A 17,388-nucleotide genomic window follows, 5' to 3' on the forward strand; every position below is an offset into this window, starting at 1 on the left:
TTGGATCTAGAAGCTTCATGACGGGTCCGGCAGCGGGATCGCGTGGAAGACGTGGTCCGGGTCGAAACGGCGTTTGACCGCCAGCAGCCGCTCGGTGTTAGGACCGTAGGCGTGCGCGATCCGTGCGACCTCGTCTTCCCCGAGCAGGTTGGGGTAACCGCCCGGCAGCGCGTCGGGGTCGAGGGCACCGGTCACGTCGGCGGCCCACGCGCGGTGCTCCGCCGCACGCGTGTCGCCGGGTTCCCAGAGGGCGATGATCTCGATCATGAGGTGCGGGTCGCGGTTGCCGAACGCCGTCTCCGTCACGGGTACGCGCGCCGCGGCCCCGTGCAGGCTGTGCACGGACACGGCCGAGTAGGGCGAGGTCAGGGTGGCGCCCGCGAGGCTCAGCGCGTCCCGGACCCCGGAGGTCGGTGACGGCACCCAGCGGGGCCGGATCTCGACGTGCCGGCCGAAGGGGAACTGCGCGTCGATGCCCGCGAGCAGCTCGGGCATGGTGGCCGGGGCGATCTGCGAGACGAGGGGCGTGCCGAGGGCGTCGAGCCGGGCCAGCGCGCGGCCGCCCGCCGCCGCGTCGTCGCCGCTCCAGGTCGGCGAGAGGAACACCATGGGCCGGCCGTCGGGTCCTGCCAGGACGCCGAACTGCACGGTCAGCTCGTCCGCGCTCCCGGCCAGGACCTCCGGCAGCCCGGCCAGCACGGTCCCGGCCTGGTCCCACGGGAACAGCACCATGCCGGACAGCAGCGTCGGCACGGCGTGCAGGCGTACCCGCATCGAGGTGACGAGACCGAAGTTCCCGCCGCCGCCGCGCAGGGCCCAGAACAGGTCCGGCTCCCGCTCGCGGTCGGTGGTGACGACGGAGCCGTCGGCGAGCACCACGTCGGCGGAGAGCAGGTTGTCCAGGGCGAGACCGAAGCGGCCGCTGAGCGGCCCGTAGCCGCCGCCGAGCGTCAGGCCCGCCATGCCCACGGAGCCGGCGGAGCCGGTCGCGGCGATCAGGCCGAAGGGCTGGGCGGCGCGGACGACGTCGCCGGCCGTGGCCACGCCGGACACGGTCGCGACCTTCGCCTCGGCGTCCACCGTCACCCGGCGCAGACCGGACAGATCGATGGTCAGGCCGCCGTCGCTCAGCGACCTTCCGCCCCAGTCGTGGCCGCCGCCGCGCACGGAGAGAGGCACCCCGGCCTCCCCCGCGGCCAGCACGGCGGCCCTGGCCTCGGCCGCGTCGGCGCACCGGACGACGACGCCGGGGCGGGCGGTCACGGCGCCGTTCCAGACGGCCCGGCCGGCGTCGTAGTCAGGCCCGGTGGTGGCCACGCGGCCCCTGCGGATGGCCTGGCGCAGGGTGCCGGTCAGCGGGCCGAGCCGTGGATGTGGCGTCGTGGACACGGAACTCCTGTCTCGAGAAATCGGGTGCGGAACGCGTTTCACCGGACGCTGCGGGCCGCGTCCTCGATCACCCGCGTGACGGCGTCGGGACGGCTGACCATCACCGCGTGGGAGGCACTGACCTCCTCGATGTGCGCGCCCGCCCGCTTGGACATGAAGCGCTGGAGGTCGGGGGCGATGGCGTGGTCCTGGCGGGTGATCAGGCTCCAGGAGGGGACGGTGCGGTACGCCTCCTCCACGCCGGCGTCGGAGACCGCTCTGGTGTCGGCGGGCCGCTGGGTGGCCGCCATGTCGGCGGCGGTGGTCCTGTCGACGTCGCCGGCGAAGGCGTCACGGAAGTGGTCCGGGTCGATGGACACCTCCGTGCCGTCAGGGACGGCGACCGAGACCAGCGGGATGGGCGTCGAGGACTTGCCGGCCAGCTCGCCCACCGTCTCACCCTTCGCGGGGATGAAACCGGCGATGTAGACCAGGGCCTTGACGTCGGGGTCGGAGACGCCGGAGTTGGTGATCACGGCGCCGCCGTAGGAGTGCCCGACCAGCACCATGGGGCCGTCGACCGTGGCCAGGTAGCTGTTGACGTAGGCCGTGTCGCTGGTGAGCCCCTGCAGCGGGTTGGCGATGGCGCGTACCGGATAGCCGTCCTCGCGCAGGCGTTCCATCACCGACGACCAGCTTGAGGAGTCCGCCCAGGCTCCGTGGACGAGCACGACGGTCGGCTTCTGGGCGGCGGCGGACGCCGATCCGGTGCCGTCCGCCAGCGCCACGCTCGGCGCGGTGGCGCCGATCAGGGCGAGGGCGCCGACGGCGAGGGCGGCACGGCGGAGAACGAGGTTGCGCATGATGTGGCCTTTCGGGTTCATAGGTGCTTCGGGCGAAGCGGCTGCGACGTTCCTGACGACAGGTGCGGTCAGGTCTCAGATCTCACCGATGAGGTAGAACGTTCGGTCCCATCATTGGGCACGCCTGACACCTTCGTCAAGACCGAACGTTCTACCTCTTATGTCTGCCCTTCGGTGGCGAGCCGCCATCTGGTTGCGTGGTACAACCAGATGGTTGTATGGTCGAACCATGTCGGATGATCGCGAGCTCCAGGAGGCCGTGTCCCGGTTCGTCCGGGCCTTCGGGCTGCACCAGCCGGACCAGACCCCGTGCGGGCAGCCCATCCCGACCTCGGAGGCGCACGCCCTGGGCGAGCTGGCCAGGGACGGCGCGTTGCGCCAGAGCGAATTGGCGCACCGGCTGCGACTGGAGAAGAGCACCACCAGCCGCCTGGTTACGCAGCTCATCACCCGCGGCTGGGCCGAGCGCACCCCCGCGCCGGACGACGGACGCGGCGTGCTGGTCCGGCTCACTCAGCACGGCACGAACGCCGCGGCCCGCCTGGCCGAGGCCAGGGCGAAGCGGTTCTCCGCCGTCCTGGACCGTGTCCCCGAGGGCGAACGCGCCGACGTGCTGCGCGCCCTGAGCATCCTGACGAAGGCCATCGATGAAACGTGAGAATCGACGCGTCCAGGCGCTCCTCGCCGCGCTCGCCCTCGCCCTCGTCGCCGTCGCCGTCGCCGTCGCCGCGACGGCGTACGTGCTCATCAGGACGAACGAGCAGCGGGCGGTGGCCGCCCGCCAGGCCGAGATCGCGGCCAAGGGCCGCACGGTGATGCCGTTCGACCTGGAGCGCACCACCCACCGCTTCACCAAGACCGCCACCGGCGGCGTGCAGACCGTCAGCTCCGACGACCCTGCCGACGCCGAGCAGGTGGCTCTGATCCGCGAGCATCTGACCGCCGAGGCGGCGGGGTTCAGCGCGGGCGACTACGGCGATCCCGCCTCCATCCACGGCGGCGAGATGCCCGGTCTGCGGGAGCTCGAGGCGGGCCACGGCCGGATCGGCATCCGCTACGCGCAGGCTCCCGCCGGGGCCGAGATCACCTACACCACCTCCGACCCGGCACTCCGCGAGGCGCTGCACGCCTGGTTCGACGCCCAGGTCACCGACCACGGCCGGCACGCCGAGCACGGGTGACCCGGAGCCGGGCTCGCGGACGAGGGCGCCAGGCGTACCGGTGATCGTCGGCGGCTGGATCGAGGCGCTCATATGCCGACTTTTCGGATGACCGTAATGACGAAGGAGACGTTCATGCCCGACACCGGCCCGCAGGTGCGGCGATCGCTGTTCCTGCACGCGCCCATCCGCCGGGGGCCGCGCAGGATGCTGGAGCAGATGCTGGCCCTGGTGGACGACGACACTCCGGCCGACGGGCCGCGAGGTCCCGTCGCGGTGCTGGAGCGGCGGCTGGCCGAACTGCTCGGGAAGGAGCGCGCGCTGTTCTTCCCCAGCGGCACGATGGCCCAGCAGACCGCGTTGCGGGTGCACGCCGACCGGCGCGGCCGCCGTACGTTCGCCGCCCATCCGCAGTCGCACCTGGACGTGTGGGAGGAGCAGGGCTACAACGCCGTCCACGGGCTGACGTTCCACCGCACGGGCGACCCGCACGAGCTGATGACGGCCGCGGACCTGGCGGCCGTCGGCGAGCGGCTCGCCGCGGCCGTGTGGGAGTTGCCGCAGCGCGACCTCGGCGGCCTGCTGCCCACCTGGGACGAGCTGGGCGAGCAGGTCGCGCTCGTGCGCGCCACCGGCGCCGCCGCGCACCTGGACGGCGCCCGGCTGTGGGAGGCCCAGACCTATTACCGGCGGCCGTTCGACGAGATCGCCGCCCTGTTCGACACCGTCTACGTCTCCCTCTACAAGAGTCTGCAGGGTGTGCGCGGCGCTGTGCTCGCCTCCGACGCGGCCACCGTGGACGCGGCGCGGGTGTGGCGGCAACGGCTCGGCGGCGGCATCCGCGACGCCTGGCCGCTCGCCCTGGCCGCGCTGGTCCACCTCGACACCCTGGCCGAGCGGATGCCCGCCTACCGCGAGCACGCCATCGCCATCGCGGCCGCGATCAACAAGGACGGCGCCGCCCGCGCCCACCCCGACCCGCCGCAGACCCCGCTGTTCCACGTCCACCTGCCCGCCGGCCGCGCCGCCGTCGAACGGGCCGGTCAGGAGCTCCTCGCCGAGCACGGCATCCAGCTCTGGGGCCGGGTACGGTCGGCGTCCGAGCCCGGCCGGTGCGCGTTCGAGGTCAGCGTCGGCGAGAACGCCATGGAGTTCACCCCCGACGAAGTGGTGGACCTCGTCCACGACGTGCTGGCCCGCGCCGCCGAAGGGCCGGCCACCCGCTCCGCCTGACCGCCGGCCGCGCCAGAAGGCGGTCCTTGGTCCGCGGTCGCCCGCCTGGCGGGGCCGTTCAAGTGCTGCGGGCTTTCTCCGGGACGGGCGACGGCCGTGCGCACCTGCGCACGCGGGCCGGGCGCGGGTAAGCGCTGTTCAACTGAGGCGCGCGATGATCGTCCGCGGGTTACTCTGCCTCCGGCTCAACGGAACGGAGACCGCGGATGTACAGATTAGCCAAGTCCGGATTCGCCCTGTCCCTGGTCGGGGCAGTGGTCGCGGCCACCCTGATCGCCACCGCACCGGCCGCGTCGGCCGCGCCCGCGCGCGCCGACGGGCACCGGGTCACGGTCATGGTCCACGGGTTCGACAGAGAGGCCGACATCAGCTGCTCCGGCGCCTGGAACAGCGCCGAGAACGTGCTGAACGCGGGCGGCTGGGGCGACGTCGTCACCTTCGGCTACTACAACAAGGCCACCAACTGCGACCTCAGGCTCCGGGGCACCACGGACACGCGCATCCAGGAGGTCGGCCGCCAGTTCGCGTGGACCGTCTACTACCTGTACTCCAGCAAGGACGTGGCCATCGACGTGGTCACGCACTCCATGGGCGGCCTGGTCGCGAAGGCGGCCATCGAAGGCGTCAACAGGTACGGCGTGGGCAAGCCGGCGCCCGACCTGAGCGGGGTGAGCGTCGATCCTGACGACATCGGCGCGACCGACTGGCCGAGGGACTGGCCGCCGTTCCTCTACATCGAGGACATGGTCACGTTCGCCACGCCGCATCAGGGCATCGGCAGCGCGGTGGTGACCGCCTGCGCCATCACCCACGAGCAGTGCAGCGACATGCGTCCCGGCAGCGGGTTCATCAGCTGGCTGGGCAAGCAGCCGCCCTCCCAGATGGGTACGGACTACACGTTCCTCGCCTCAAGTCACGACGACACGGTCAGCTCCGACTCGGCGACCAACAAGCGCACCGCCCACCACTGGGCTCTCTACGGCTCGAACGCCGAAGGCGGCACGCTCAGCCACACCTCCATCCGCAACACCTCGACCGGCGACTGGCAGGCGTCGTACGGAGGGCAGTTCAGCGACGAGGGCGAGGGCTCCTACCCCGCGCCACTGCTGCGCATGATGGACGGCCTCTACGACCAGCAGGCCCAGTAGCGAACGCCCTGCGCCGGGGCCTCAGAGCATCCGGCGCAGGGCGGTCTCGACGGCGTCGACGAGCGGATCGCCCTCGGTGCCCGGGTGGCGGGCGAGGCCGAGTTCGACGTCCGGCAGGGGCGGCAGCGCCGAAGGGTCATGACAGGCCATGGACGGTTCGAGGTTGGCGGGCAGCAACGCGCCCACCCCGAGCCCGGCCCGCAGGGCGGCGAGCACCCCGGCGAGGCTGTTGCTCTCGAACGCCACCCGCCACGGCCGTCCCAAGCTCTCCATCGCGTCCAGCACCGCCGTCCGCCAGGCGCACGGGTTCGCGAACAGCACCACCGGCAGCGGATCGGCATCGACGGCGACCCCCTGCCCGATCGCCCACACCAGCGGCAGCCGCACCGTCCACTTCGGCGCCCGGGGCAGCTCGGGGACCTCGTCGAGGACGAGCTGCACGCGGCCCGAGTCGTACGCCTCCCGCGTGGCCGCGCCGGTGAGCGTGAGCACCTCCAGCGTCGCGCCGGGGTGCAGCCGGGCGAGGTCGGCGAGTGCCTGGTGCAGGCGGGAGGCGGCCAGGTCCTCGTGCAACCCGAGGCCGCAGTGCCCGGTGAGCGCCCGCCCGGTCTCGGCCAGCGCCTGCGCCGACAGCGCGAGGATGCGTTCGGCGTACGGCAGCAGCTCCTCGCCCACCCGGGTCAGCGTGACGCCGGAGGGCGCCCTGAGCAGCAGCGGGCTGCCGATGGTGCGTTCGAGCTTGCGCAACTGCTGGCTGAGCGCGGGCTGGGTGCGGCCGAGCGCCGCCGCGGCCCGGCTGATGCTGCCGGCCTGGACGGTGGCGACGAACGACCGCAGCAGGGCGGCCTCAAGGTCACGGGCCATAAGCATTAATTATGCCTGACCCTACGAAATGACGACTTCCTATGGCCTGCCCGGATGACTACCGTCGAACCGGTGACCGGATTTCGACAGGTGCTCGCGGTGCCGGGGCTGACCCCGCTGCTGGGCATCTCCCTGCTCGCCCGTACCGCGATCACCGCGGACGCGATGGCGCTGACGATGATCGTCGTCGTCACGCTCGGCCTGAGTTACGCGGCGGCGGGAGCCGTGATGGCGGCGCTCACCGCCGGGGTCGCGCTGGGCGGGCCGCTGCTGGGGCGGATGATCGACCGGCGCGGCCTGCGCCTCGTGCTGCTGATCACGCTCGTGCCGCAGCTCGTGTTCTGGGCGGTGGTGCCCGTGCTTCCTTACCCGGCGCTGGTGGCCGCCTCCTTCGCCGCCGGGCTGCTGATGGTGCCCGTCCAGGCGGTCACCAGGCAGGCCATCGCCGCGATGACGACGGTGGCGCAGCGGCGGGCCGCCTTCGCGCTGGAGTCGGTGGTGGGCGAGCTGTCGTACATGGTGGGGCCCGCGGTGGTGATCCTGTTCGCGACGACGGTGTCCCCCGGCGTGGTGGCGTGGGGCGTGGGCGCCGCGATCGTGGCCGGCGGGGCCGGGATCGCGCTGCTCGACCCGCCGCTGCGGGGCGAGGGCGAGACCATCGGCACGGCGCCCGGCCGGCCCCGGCGCAGGGAGTGGCTGGGGGCACGTATGATCGCCGTCCTGACCATGGGATTCGGCGTGGCGATGCTGCTCAACGGCGTCGATCTGGCCATCGTCGCCACGTTGCGGGAAGCAGGCCAGGCACCGTGGGCGGCCGTGGTGGTCGCCGTGTGCGGGGTGGCGTCCGTCGTGGGCGGGCTGGTCTACGGCGCGCTGCCCCGACCGCTGCCCACCTGGCTGCTGCTCGGGCTGCTCGGGCTGGTGACGATACCCGCGGGGCTCGCCTCCGGCTGGCCGTGGCTGTGCGCGGCCGTCGTCGGGCTCGGACTGCTGACCGCGCCCACCCTGTCCACGATCACCGACGCGGTGAGCCGGCTGACGCCCGCCAGTGTGCGCGGCGAGGCGACCGGGCTGCATTCGTCGGCGGCGAGCGCGGGGTTCGCGCTCGGGGCGCCCGCGGTGGGGATGGCGATCGACGTCTCCGCGCCGGCGGGCGGCTTCGCGGCGGCGGGCCTCGCGGGGCTGCTCGCCGCGCTGACGGGGTTCCTGCTCTGGCGCTCGGAAACGGTCACCGCGCCGCCGGTCGCCGATCTGACAAGGACCTGAAACTTTCACCGCACGCGGTCCGCGCGGTTCGGGCGGTTTCGCGGGCCTGACCTCTTTCACGTCGTCGTACGTGATCCCGCGCCGCAACAGGAACGCTGACACCGGCGTTGACATGCGCCGGGGCGCGCTCTTTGCTGTGGGGCGATCACCGCCATCCCGCGACGAAGGAGCGATAGCTGATGTTAGCGCTAACAGATCTTGCCACGGCACCCGGCCGGAGGCCCCTGTCCCAGGTGGTCGCGGCCATCACCGGGCTGATGGCCGCCGCGGCCGGAGTGGTGTTCGGCGCGGCGCCCGCGTCCGCCGCCGCCTGCGGAGACGGCTCCTTCCAGGCGCAGGTCACGGTCAGCGGCAGCACCTGGACGGCGCGGAACAGCGCCGGCGCCGGCGTCTACACCGGCACCGACTTCCGCGCGGCGGTCCAGGCCGGCATCGGCAGCCTCACGGCCGGGCGCACCTCGATCCAGCGGGTCGTGGTGCGCGGCAACGGCACGATGAGCGCCGGCAGCCGCATCTCGCTGCCCAGCTACACCTCCCTGTCGGTCTGCGGCACCGTCAACGTGACCGGCTCGGGCTCCGGCGACTACGCGCCGATCTACTCGCGCGGCACCACGAACATCGAGGTTCCGTACCTGAACGTCACCGGCACCCCCGTCTACGGCGTCTTCCTGCGCAACGTCACGAACGTCTGGCTCGGCCAGCTCGACATGCGGCTCGGCGCGGGCCTCGGCGTGCGCGTCGACAACCGCGGCGACACCAGCCAGTGGAGCCGCAACGTACGGGTCGACAGCGTGTACGTGCAGGGAGCCAGCTCGCACGCGATGGAGACCTACGGCGTGGACGGTCTCACCGTCGGCACCGTGACGGCACGCGACGTCGGCGAGTCCGGCCTGCTGCTCAACCAGACGATCAACGCGACCGTCGGCACCGTGGACGCCGACAACGCCGGCGCGGGCACCGGGTACGCGGCCTTCCGCATGGCCAACCGCAACGGCCGGATCGGCAGCTCGTACCCGAACAACATCCGCGTCGGCACGGTCAGGGCGCGCGGCGGCGGCCGGGGGATCTTCTGCGTCTCCGAGAGCGGCGGCGCCACCATCGACCGGGTCGACCTCGCCAACACCGGCAACAACGCGATCCTGGTGGAGAACTGCCACAACGTCGTCATCGCCGGCTCGTCGGGCACGATCAACGGCGGTGGCGAGGTCCGCATCGCGGCCCGTACGGAGTTCGCCCCGTCATCGGGGATCAGGTTCCAGAACCTGACGGTCTCCAACACCGGCATCAGGTGGAGTCCGTGCACCGGCAGCAACAACACGATCAGCAACGTGACCAGGGTCAACTCCACGCTGACCTGGTGCTGACGGCGCCCCTGCCTTCTCGATCATGCCGATGTGAGGAGGTTCGACGGTAGGATCCCTCGTTATCCGTCGTGATCTGTCGCGGAGGCGCCGATGAGGGCACGGTTGCTGGTCGTCGCCGCGTGTCTGGTCGCGCAGGGCTGCGCCGCCGCGCCACCGCAGACCTCGGCGGACGCGTCCGGGTCGCCGCCCGCGTCCGAGCCGCTGCCCGAGCCCTCCCCGCCACAGACGGGGACTGAGACGGAGACGGCGGCGCCGGTCGACGAGGACGTCCCCGTGTCGGAGCGGTGGGAGCGCGTTCCCGGCCTGCCCGACGACTCCGGCTGGGAGCGCGGCCTGTACGACGTGAGCGCCGCCTCCCCCGACCTGGCCTGGGCCGCCGGCTATCACGGCTGGGAGGACAGCGTGGAGATGACCCTGCGCCACTGGAACGGCTCAGGCTGGCAGGAGCTGCCCGCGGGTTACACCGGCAGCCTCGCCGCGGTGGACGCCGACGGGCCCGGCAACGTCTGGGCGGTGGGCGGCGGCTCGTTCGACAAGCCCGTCGCCCTGCACTGGGACGGCGGTTCGTGGCGGCGCCATCGCTCCCCGATGAGCACGCGGGACGTCGCGGTGGACGGCGCGCGCGTGGTGCTCATCTCGTCCTCGCAGGTGATGGAGGGCGACGGGACCCGCTGGACCAAGAAGCTCGGCGTCCGCTCACCGGAGGCCGAGCTGCGCGCGGTGAGCGCGGGCGATGGGCACACCTGGATCGCCGGAACCCGCATGGACCGGCCGATGATCTGGCACGGCTCGGCCGGCGGCTACCGGCAGGCCGAGCTGCCCGACGCGCCGGAGAGCGGCACGCTGGGCGCCGTCTGGCAGAACGGCCCGTCCGACGTGTGGGCGGTGGGAGCGACCGGGGAGAACCCCCTCGTCATGCGCTGGGACGGCTCGTCATGGAAGCGGGCCGCGCTGCCGCCGGACTGGCGGGGCAACGCGACCAGCGTGACGGCCTTCGGCCCGGACGACGTGTGGATCGCGAGCCTGCGTACCGAGGCCGCTCCGAAGCACGTCGTGCTGCTGCACTGGGACGGCCGGACGTGGACGCGCGAGCGCTCGCCGTCGCCCGGCGAGGTGACCAGGGCGGTGATCGAGCGCATCCCGGGCACGTCACAGGTGTGGCTGGCCACCTCGATCGCGAACGGCGACTCCGAGTCGATCGTCCTCTACCGCCGCCGCTGACCACCGGTCGGCTCCCGCCGAGTTGGGAGGTCATGTCACATTCGCGGCCTCTTCTTCCCTCGTATGTCGTACGAGGCGACGAGGAAGGGGAGCGACGTGGCGAAGCGGGTCGTGGTGATCGGCGGCGGGCTGGCCGGGCTGGTGGCGGCCGTCGCCTGCGCGGAGGCGGGCGCGAAGGTGACGCTGTACGAGGCGCACAACAGGCTCGGCGGGCGGGGGCGGGCGATCGGCGGGCCGTACCTGGCTCATGGGGGCGGTCACGTCTTCTACGCCGACGACCCGAACTGGGCGTGGTTGCGGGAGCGAGGGCTGGTCGGAGCGCTGGGCAGGCCGGCGCCGCGGGATTTCCGGATGGGGTTCGTCCGCGACGGCCGGCTGCGGGCGCTGCCGCCGGCCGGGTTCGTCCGGATGATGACGACGGGTCCCGCGACGGCGCCGGTGGACGTGGACTTCCACACCTGGGCCTCCGCCCGGTTCGGCGAGCGGACCGCCAGGGCGGCGGCCAACGCGATCAGCGTGGTCACCCTCGACGCCGACACGGGACGGCTGTCGGCGGCGTTCGTGTGGAATCTGCTGCGCCGGGTCTTCGCGCTGCGCGTGCCGGCGGTCCGCTGGGTGGTCGGCGGCTGGCAGGCGGTGATCGACCGGCTCGCCGCCAGGGCCCGTGACCTCGGCGTCGCCGTCGAGCTGGGCGCGCGGGTGAACGAGCTGCCGGCCGGGCCGGTGGTCGTGGCCACCGAGCTGTCCTCGGCCCGGCTGCTGCTCGGCGACCCGGGCCTGCGCTGGGAGAGCGGCGACTGCGTGCTGTTCGACCTGGCCGTACGCTCGGCCCGCGGTGACCGGTTCGTCGTCTGGGACCTGGACGCCGGCGGCTTCCACGAGAGCTATTCGATGCAGGACCCGACCGCCGCCCCGGCCGGGGAGACGCTGTTCCAGCTCGACATGCCGATCAGGAAGGACGAGAGCAGGGCCGAGGCGATCCGGCGGGTGGAGGCGCTGGCCGACCTGACGGTGCCCGGCTGGCGCGAGCGGGTGACCTGGCGGCGCTCCGCCGCGGCCAGGCACCGCAGCGGCGCGCTCGACCTGCCCGGCCTGACCTGGCGCGACCGCCCGGCCGTCGAGCGGGGCGACGGCGTGTTCCTGGCGGGCGACATGGTCGCGGCGCCCGGCATGCGCGGCGAGATCTCCATCGCCAGCGCGCTCGGAGCCGCCGGCGGCGCCCTGCGCGCCCTCCGCCTCGCCGGCCACGCCACCCGGTAGGCCCACGAGCCCGGAGCGCCGCACGTCTTCCCCGCACCTTCAGATCACCCCCCGCGCCGCGCTCACGGGGCCGGTGATCGGTCAGGGGCGGGCGGTCAGGTAGCCGCCCATGGTCCTGAACAGGTCGCCGGCCGGCAGGTCGGTGCCGTCCTCGGTGCGGACGCGTTCGATGACCAGGCCGTGGCTGCGGCCCCTGCGGGCCTCGGCGCCGGCCACGATGACGACGCCCTCGCCCTCGCGGATGAACACCCGGCCCGGCGTGCCACCGTAGATCCCCTTGGAGACGGACGCCTTCAGGATGCGGACGCGCTCGCCCTTGTAGTGGGTGAACGCGTTGGGGTACGGGTCGGACTGGGCCCGGACCAGGCGTTCGATGTCCTCGGCCGGCCAGGTCCAGTCGATGCTGCTGTCCTCGATCGAGCGCTTGTGGAAGAAGCTGGCCTTCGAGCGGTCCTGGGGCGTCCAGTCCGTACGCCCGGAGGCGATGAGGTCCAGCGACTCGGCCACGATGGGCGCGATGAGGTCGACCGTACGGTGGAACAGGTCGGTGGCGGTGTCGGCCGGGCCGACGGGGACGGCGCGCTGCACCACGATGTCCCCCGCGTCGAGTTCGTCGTTCATCATGTGGGCGGTCACGCCGACCTCCCGCTCGCCGTTGATGAGCGCCCAGATGAGCGGCGAGAAGCCGGCGTAGGCGGGCAGCAGCGAGTCGTGCACGTTGAGGATGCCGTGCCGGGGCAGGGTGATGAACTCCGGCGGTATCCACGTGCGCCAGTTGTTGGCGACGATGAGGTCAGGCTGGACTTCCTTGAGGGTGAGGAGCAGGTCGTCGTCGGGGCGGCTGGCCAGCACGACCGGGACTCCGTGCGCCGTGGCCAGGCCGGCCACCGAGTCGCTCCAGATCTTCTCGTACGCGTGGTCGCTCTGAGGGTGGGTGACCACCAGCGCCACGTCGTGCGCGGACTCCAGCAGGGCTTGCAGGGTGCGGTGCCCCCACGTCTGGTAGCCGAACATCACGACCCGCATCAGCTCTCCTCGCTCGGCGACTTAGGGGTAGGGGTGGCCTCGCCAATTAGGGAAGCCTAACCTAAGTTATAGAAGGATTCCAGCGCGGACTCCGATCTAGGACCCCTCCAGAAAGGCCTTCCATGCCCACTGCCGAGCAGCCCGTGCACGACCTTGTCGGTATCGGTTTCGGCCCTTCCAACCTCGCCCTGGCCATCGCCTTGCGCGAACGCGGGGCGCGTACCGGCGAGCAGATCGACGCGGTGTTCCTGGAGAAGCAACTTTCCTTCGGCTGGCACCGCGGCATGCTTCTCGAAGGCACCACGATGCAGGTCTCGTTCCTCAAGGACCTGGTCACCATGCGCGACCCCACCAGCGAGTTCAGCTTTCTGAGCTACCTCAAGGCACGCGATCGGATGATCGACTTCATCAACCACAAGACGATGTTCCCGTCGCGCCTGGAGTTCCACGACTACCTGGAGTGGGCCGCGACGCCCTTCGCCGACCAGGTCGAGTACGGCTCGGAGGTGGTCGCGGTCACGCCCGTCACCGGGGGCGATCAAGGGGCGGTGGAGTGCCTCGACGTCGTGGTCCGCCAGGCCGACGGCGAGCTCAGCACCCGGCGTACCCGCAACCTGGTCCTCGCCGTCGGCCTGACCCCGGTGCTCCCCGACGGGATCGTCAGCGACGAGTGGATCTGGCACAGCGAGGAGCTGCTGGACAAGCTGCCCTCGCTCACCGACCCGCGCAGGGTGCTGGTGGTCGGGGCCGGTCAGAGCGCCGCGGAGGTGACCGAGCACCTGCACGGACGCTTTCCGGAGGCCGAGGTGTGCGCGGTGTTCGCCAAGTACGGCTACACCCCGGCCGACGACAGCTCCTTCGCCAACCGGATCTTCGACCCCGCCGCGGTGGACCACTTCTTCGGCGCCCCCGAGGCGGTCAAGGAGCGGCTGCTCGCCTACCACACCTCCACCAACTACTCCGTGGTCGACCTCGACCTCATCGACGAGCTGTATCGCCGCCACTACCAGGAGAAGGTGCGCGGGAAGGAACGGCTGCGCATCCTCAACGCCTCCCGGCTCGTGGACGTGGCCCAGGACGCGGAGGGCGTGCACGCCACCGTCGAGTTCCTGCCCACGGGTGAGCGGACGGTGCTGGAGGCCGACGTGATCGTCTACGCCACCGGCTACCGGCCCGGCGACCCGCTGACCCTGCTGGGCGCCACCGGCGAGCACTGCGAACGGCTGCCCTCCGGCGGGCTGCGCATCGAGCGCGACTACCGGATCGTCACCTCCGAGAACGTGCGCTGCGGCATCTACGTGCAGGGCGCCGCCGAGCACACCCACGGCCTGACCTCGACGCTGCTGTCGAACACCGCCGTCAGGGCCGGGGAGATCGCCGACGCGGTGGCCTCCCGGCTGAGCAGGAGCGGGCGCGGCTCGTACGCGTTCTCGCACTAGGCCCGCGCCGTGGTGCCGGCCGACCGGCGCGGGCCGGCGGGCAGGGCCTTGACCAGCAGCCGCTTGCCCGGGCCGGCCCGCCACCACGGCGCGTCTCACCGGCGTACCGAACCGGCACGTCCCAGATGGCCCTCCTCACTGGCGCGGCTCACCCTTCGAGTGCCCAGGCGACATCTCTGAGCAGGGCGTGCCGCCAGCTCGCCCGGTCGTGGCCGGCCGGCGAGCGCGAGACCCGCACCGTCGCCCCGGCCCGCGCCGCCAGCGTCTCGACCAGCTCGCCGTGCGGCAACATGCGCGGCTCGTGCTCCCCCATGTCGAACGCGACCCGCAGGCCGGACAGGCCGGGCCGCCGCCGCAGCAGGTCGGCGACCACGCCCCCGGCGGGACCGCCCAGCGGGTCGGCCAGGTCCGCGGCCCCGGGCGTCCACCAGAACGAGCCCGACTGGCAGGCGACGCGGGACACGAGCTCGGGGAACTCCAGCGCCGCGTACACCGCGCTCAGCCCGCCGAGACTCTGCCCGGCGACCACGAGCCTGCCGGTGTCGGCGGGCACGCCGCAGCCCGCCACCAGGGGCAGCAGCTCGTCCCTGACCGCCTCCCACAGCTCAGGCCGGCAGCCGAACTCGGCCTCCCGGTCGAGGGCGGGCAGGAAGACGAGGGTGACGGGAGGCAGCTCGCCCCGGGCGACGGCCGAGTCGAACGCGGTCATGGCCGGGTGCAGGTAGAGCCAGTCGTCCCCGTCGAGCAGCAGCACGACCGGCCCGCCGCCGCCCGCCGGATGGAGGCGCACGGTACGCCGCCGAAGCCGTTCGCCCAACCGCCCGTTGAGCCGCTCGCTGGTCCAGCGCAGACGGGCGCGCGGCAGGGGCAGGACGTCGTCGGGACCGACGGCGGGCCAGTGCGGCTGGTCCGGGGCGTCGGGGGTCGTGGCGATGGACCGTTCGCCGCCCGCGCCCACCGGGTTGAACGGATCCGCGTACGCCACGCCGTCACTGACCAGCCAGTACGTCACCCGCAGCCGCGCGGGCACGGCCACCTCGGCGTACCAGCAGTCCGTCTCCCCCCACCGGCGCAGCGCGACCGGCTCCGACCAGCTCTCGAAGTGCGCGCTCGCCGGGGAGCCGCGCCACAGGAAGAGCACCGTCCAGCCGTCGTCCGACGGCACCGCGGCGGGACCCTTCGCCGCCGCCCAGAACGCGCCGGTCCCCGGTTCTCCGGGCATCCCGTACGCGGCGAAGGTGCTCTCCATGCGACCCTCCATCGAGACTGTAAGGTTAGCCTCACCTAAGCTACCCATGTTACGGTTTGCCTGCCCGGCAACGGGCGCATGACTGCAAAGGGATACCTGATGCCCCTCGACGTGTCCTTCCCCCGAGCCGCCATGATCCAGGCGTGAGCACCCCAGACCCGGTCATCCTGCGCACCGCGACCGGGCCCGAGGCCACCCGCTGGGTGACCGCGCACCTGCGGGAGGTGCCGGGGCTGGCGACCGCCGCCGTGCTGACCACCGTGGCGGGAGCCGCGCTCCAGGTGGTGCCGGTGTTCATCCTCGGCCAGGTGGTCGACGGGGTGGTCGCGGGCGAAGCGCCGTCGGTGCTCGTCACGATCGGGGCGCTGCTGGTGGCCGCCGTGCTGCTCGGCGCCGCCGCCACGGCCGCTTCGACGTACCTGATCGGGCGGCTGGGCGCGGACCTGCTCGCCAGGCTGCGCGAGGCCGCCGTCCGGGCGGTGCTGGGCATGCCGAGCGCGCGGATCGAGCAGGTCGGCCGGGGCGACGTGCTGTCCAGGGTCGGCGACGACGTGGCCGTGGTGTCGAAGGGCATCCGCACGGCCGTCCCCACGGTGTTCTCCTCAGGGGTGCTGGTCGCCATCGCCACGGCCGGCATGTTCGGGCTGGACTGGCGGCTCGGGCTGGCGGGGGCGGGGGCGCTGCCCGCGTACTGGCTGGCCCTGCGCTGGTATCTGCCCCGGTCGGCGCCGCTCTACCAGCGGCAGCGGGAGGCCCAGGCCGACCGCGCGCAGGCGCTGATCAGCGGGCTGAACGGGATCGGCACCGTCCGCGCCTACCGCCTCGAAGCGGACTTCCGCGCCCAGGTCACCCGCGAGTCGTGGCGGGTGCGCGACCTCGGCATCGAGGTGTTCCGGTTCTTCGGCCGGTTCGTCGGAAGGGAGAACCGGGCCGAGTTCATCGGGCTGAGCCTGATCATCGTGGTCGGGTACGTGCTGCTGGAGGCCGGCGCCGTCACCCTGGGCCAGGCGTCGGTGGCTCCGCTGCTGTTCCACCGGCTGTTCAATCCGCTGGGCGCGATCATGTTCACGTTCGACGAGGCGCAGAAGTCGGGTGCCAGCCTGACCCGGCTGGTCGGCGTGCTGGCCGAGCAAACGGAGGAGCGGCTGGTGGGCCTGGCGGCGGCCGCGCCGGCGGACGGCGGGCCCTATCCGGTGACGGTGGAGGGGCTGACGTTCGCCTATCCGGGCACCGAGCGGCCGGTGCTGGTGGAGGTGAACCTGGAGATCCCGGCGGGCGGCTCCCTCGCCCTGGTCGGGGCGACGGGCGCGGGCAAGACGACGCTCGCGGCGCTGATCGCGGGCATCGGCACCCCGCAGGCCGGCTCGGTGCGGATCGGATCGACCGACCTCGCCGGGCTGGACGAGGCGGGGGCACGGGCCCTGGTCAGCATCCTGACGCAGGAGACGCATGTGTTCTCCGGCCCGCTCGCCGACGATCTGCGGCTGGCCGCGCCGGAGGCGAGCGAGGCCGAGCTGATGGACGCGCTGCGCACCGTCGGCGCGGGCCCGTGGGTCGAGGCGCTGCCGGACGGGCTGGACACCCTGGTCGGCGAGGGCGGCGAGCGGCTGGACGGCACCAAGGTCGCCCAGCTCGCGCTGGCCCGGCTGATCCTGCACCGGTCGCCGGTGGTGGTGCTGGACGAGTCGACCGCGGAGGCGGGCAGCCAGGGCGCCGCCGAGCTGGAACGGGCCGTGACGGCCGCGTGCGCGGGACGGACCACGCTGTACGTGGCGCACCGGCTGACCCAGGCGATGGCGGCCGACCGCATCGCCGTCCTCGACGCCGGGCGTGTCGTGGAGCAGGGCACCCACGCGGAACTGGTCGCCCTCGGCGGCCGGTACGCCCGGCTCTGGCGGGCCTGGCAGGAAGGCTCCTAGAACACAAC

The 17,388-nt window shown here is 72.8% G+C and carries 15 protein-coding genes; 10 read left to right on the forward strand and 5 right to left on the reverse strand.

Going from position 1 to position 17,388, the window contains the following annotated elements; all coding sequences use genetic code 11:
- Nucleotides 1-15: 15 nt before the first annotated feature.
- Together ABFX54_RS21925 and ABFX54_RS21930 are read right to left on the reverse strand one after the other, a co-directional pair.
- Nucleotides 16-1,389, reverse strand: a complete 1,374-nt coding sequence (locus ABFX54_RS21925; protein ID WP_346107517.1) for an FAD-binding oxidoreductase — start codon at nucleotides 1,387-1,389, stop codon at nucleotides 16-18.
- A gap of 38 nt (nucleotides 1,390-1,427) precedes the next feature.
- A complete protein-coding gene (locus tag ABFX54_RS21930; RefSeq protein WP_346107519.1) occupies nucleotides 1,428-2,231 on the reverse strand; it encodes an alpha/beta fold hydrolase in 804 nt (267 codons plus the stop codon).
- Nucleotides 2,232-2,460: 229 nt separating this feature from the next.
- Between ABFX54_RS21930 and ABFX54_RS21935 the strand changes: the two genes are divergently transcribed.
- From ABFX54_RS21935 to ABFX54_RS21950, 4 genes are all read left to right on the forward strand, one after another.
- Nucleotides 2,461-2,889 (forward strand): MarR family winged helix-turn-helix transcriptional regulator, encoded by a 429-nt coding sequence (locus ABFX54_RS21935; RefSeq protein WP_346107520.1) that lies wholly within the window; start codon nucleotides 2,461-2,463, stop codon nucleotides 2,887-2,889.
- Nucleotides 2,879-3,412: a hypothetical protein gene (locus tag ABFX54_RS21940; RefSeq protein ID WP_346107522.1), complete on the forward strand. Its 534-nt coding sequence runs from the start codon at nucleotides 2,879-2,881 to the stop codon at nucleotides 3,410-3,412. Before ABFX54_RS21935 ends, ABFX54_RS21940 begins: the two co-directional genes overlap by 11 nt.
- An 87-nt stretch (nucleotides 3,413-3,499) precedes the next feature.
- On the forward strand, nucleotides 3,500-4,624 hold the full coding sequence (locus tag ABFX54_RS21945) for a threonine aldolase family protein (RefSeq protein ID WP_346107524.1): 1,125 nt from the start codon (nucleotides 3,500-3,502) through the stop codon (nucleotides 4,622-4,624).
- Nucleotides 4,625-4,830: 206 nt separating this feature from the next.
- Entirely contained in the window at nucleotides 4,831-5,772 is a 942-nt protein-coding gene (locus ABFX54_RS21950; protein ID WP_346107525.1) for an esterase/lipase family protein, read from the forward strand.
- Between the two features lie 21 nt (nucleotides 5,773-5,793).
- On the opposite strand, the gene ABFX54_RS21955 is transcribed toward ABFX54_RS21950, so the two are convergent.
- On the reverse strand, nucleotides 5,794-6,636 hold the full coding sequence (locus ABFX54_RS21955; RefSeq protein ID WP_346107527.1) for a LysR family transcriptional regulator: 843 nt from the start codon (nucleotides 6,634-6,636) through the stop codon (nucleotides 5,794-5,796).
- 72 nt (nucleotides 6,637-6,708) lie between these two features.
- Between ABFX54_RS21955 and ABFX54_RS21960 the strand changes: the two genes are divergently transcribed.
- From ABFX54_RS21960 to ABFX54_RS21975, 4 genes are all read left to right on the forward strand, one after another.
- Entirely contained in the window at nucleotides 6,709-7,902 is a 1,194-nt protein-coding gene (locus ABFX54_RS21960) for an MFS transporter (protein WP_346107529.1), read from the forward strand.
- 179 nt (nucleotides 7,903-8,081) lie between these two features.
- Nucleotides 8,082-9,266 carry a hypothetical protein gene (locus tag ABFX54_RS21965; protein WP_346107531.1) on the forward strand — a complete coding sequence of 395 codons (1,185 nt, stop codon included), beginning with the start codon at nucleotides 8,082-8,084 and terminating at the stop codon, nucleotides 9,264-9,266.
- Nucleotides 9,267-9,356: 90 nt separating this feature from the next.
- Nucleotides 9,357-10,487, forward strand: coding sequence for a hypothetical protein (locus tag ABFX54_RS21970; protein WP_346107532.1), 1,131 nt, complete (start codon nucleotides 9,357-9,359; stop codon nucleotides 10,485-10,487).
- A 96-nt stretch (nucleotides 10,488-10,583) separates the two neighbouring features.
- Complete coding sequence (locus tag ABFX54_RS21975; protein ID WP_346107534.1) at nucleotides 10,584-11,747, forward strand: NAD(P)-binding protein; 1,164 nt, start codon at nucleotides 10,584-10,586, stop codon at nucleotides 11,745-11,747.
- A gap of 81 nt (nucleotides 11,748-11,828) precedes the next feature.
- Here ABFX54_RS21975 and ABFX54_RS21980 read toward each other — a convergent pair whose 3' ends face one another.
- On the reverse strand, nucleotides 11,829-12,773 hold the full coding sequence (locus ABFX54_RS21980; RefSeq protein WP_346107536.1) for a methionyl-tRNA formyltransferase: 945 nt from the start codon (nucleotides 12,771-12,773) through the stop codon (nucleotides 11,829-11,831).
- Between the two features lie 122 nt (nucleotides 12,774-12,895).
- Between ABFX54_RS21980 and ABFX54_RS21985 the strand changes: the two genes are divergently transcribed.
- A complete protein-coding gene (locus ABFX54_RS21985; protein ID WP_346107538.1) occupies nucleotides 12,896-14,212 on the forward strand; it encodes a lysine N(6)-hydroxylase/L-ornithine N(5)-oxygenase family protein in 1,317 nt (438 codons plus the stop codon).
- Between the two features lie 148 nt (nucleotides 14,213-14,360).
- Here ABFX54_RS21985 and ABFX54_RS21990 read toward each other — a convergent pair whose 3' ends face one another.
- Complete coding sequence (locus tag ABFX54_RS21990) at nucleotides 14,361-15,461, reverse strand: alpha/beta hydrolase-fold protein (protein WP_346107540.1); 1,101 nt, start codon at nucleotides 15,459-15,461, stop codon at nucleotides 14,361-14,363.
- 143 nt (nucleotides 15,462-15,604) lie between these two features.
- On the opposite strand from ABFX54_RS21990, the gene ABFX54_RS21995 reads away from it, so the two are divergent.
- Nucleotides 15,605-17,380: an ABC transporter ATP-binding protein gene (locus ABFX54_RS21995; protein ID WP_346107542.1), complete on the forward strand. Its 1,776-nt coding sequence runs from the start codon at nucleotides 15,605-15,607 to the stop codon at nucleotides 17,378-17,380.
- Nucleotides 17,381-17,388: the final 8 nt, after the last annotated feature.

This window comes from Nonomuraea maheshkhaliensis, from assembly GCF_039529435.1.
GTDB classification, from domain to species: domain Bacteria; phylum Actinomycetota; class Actinomycetes; order Streptosporangiales; family Streptosporangiaceae; genus Nonomuraea; species Nonomuraea maheshkhaliensis.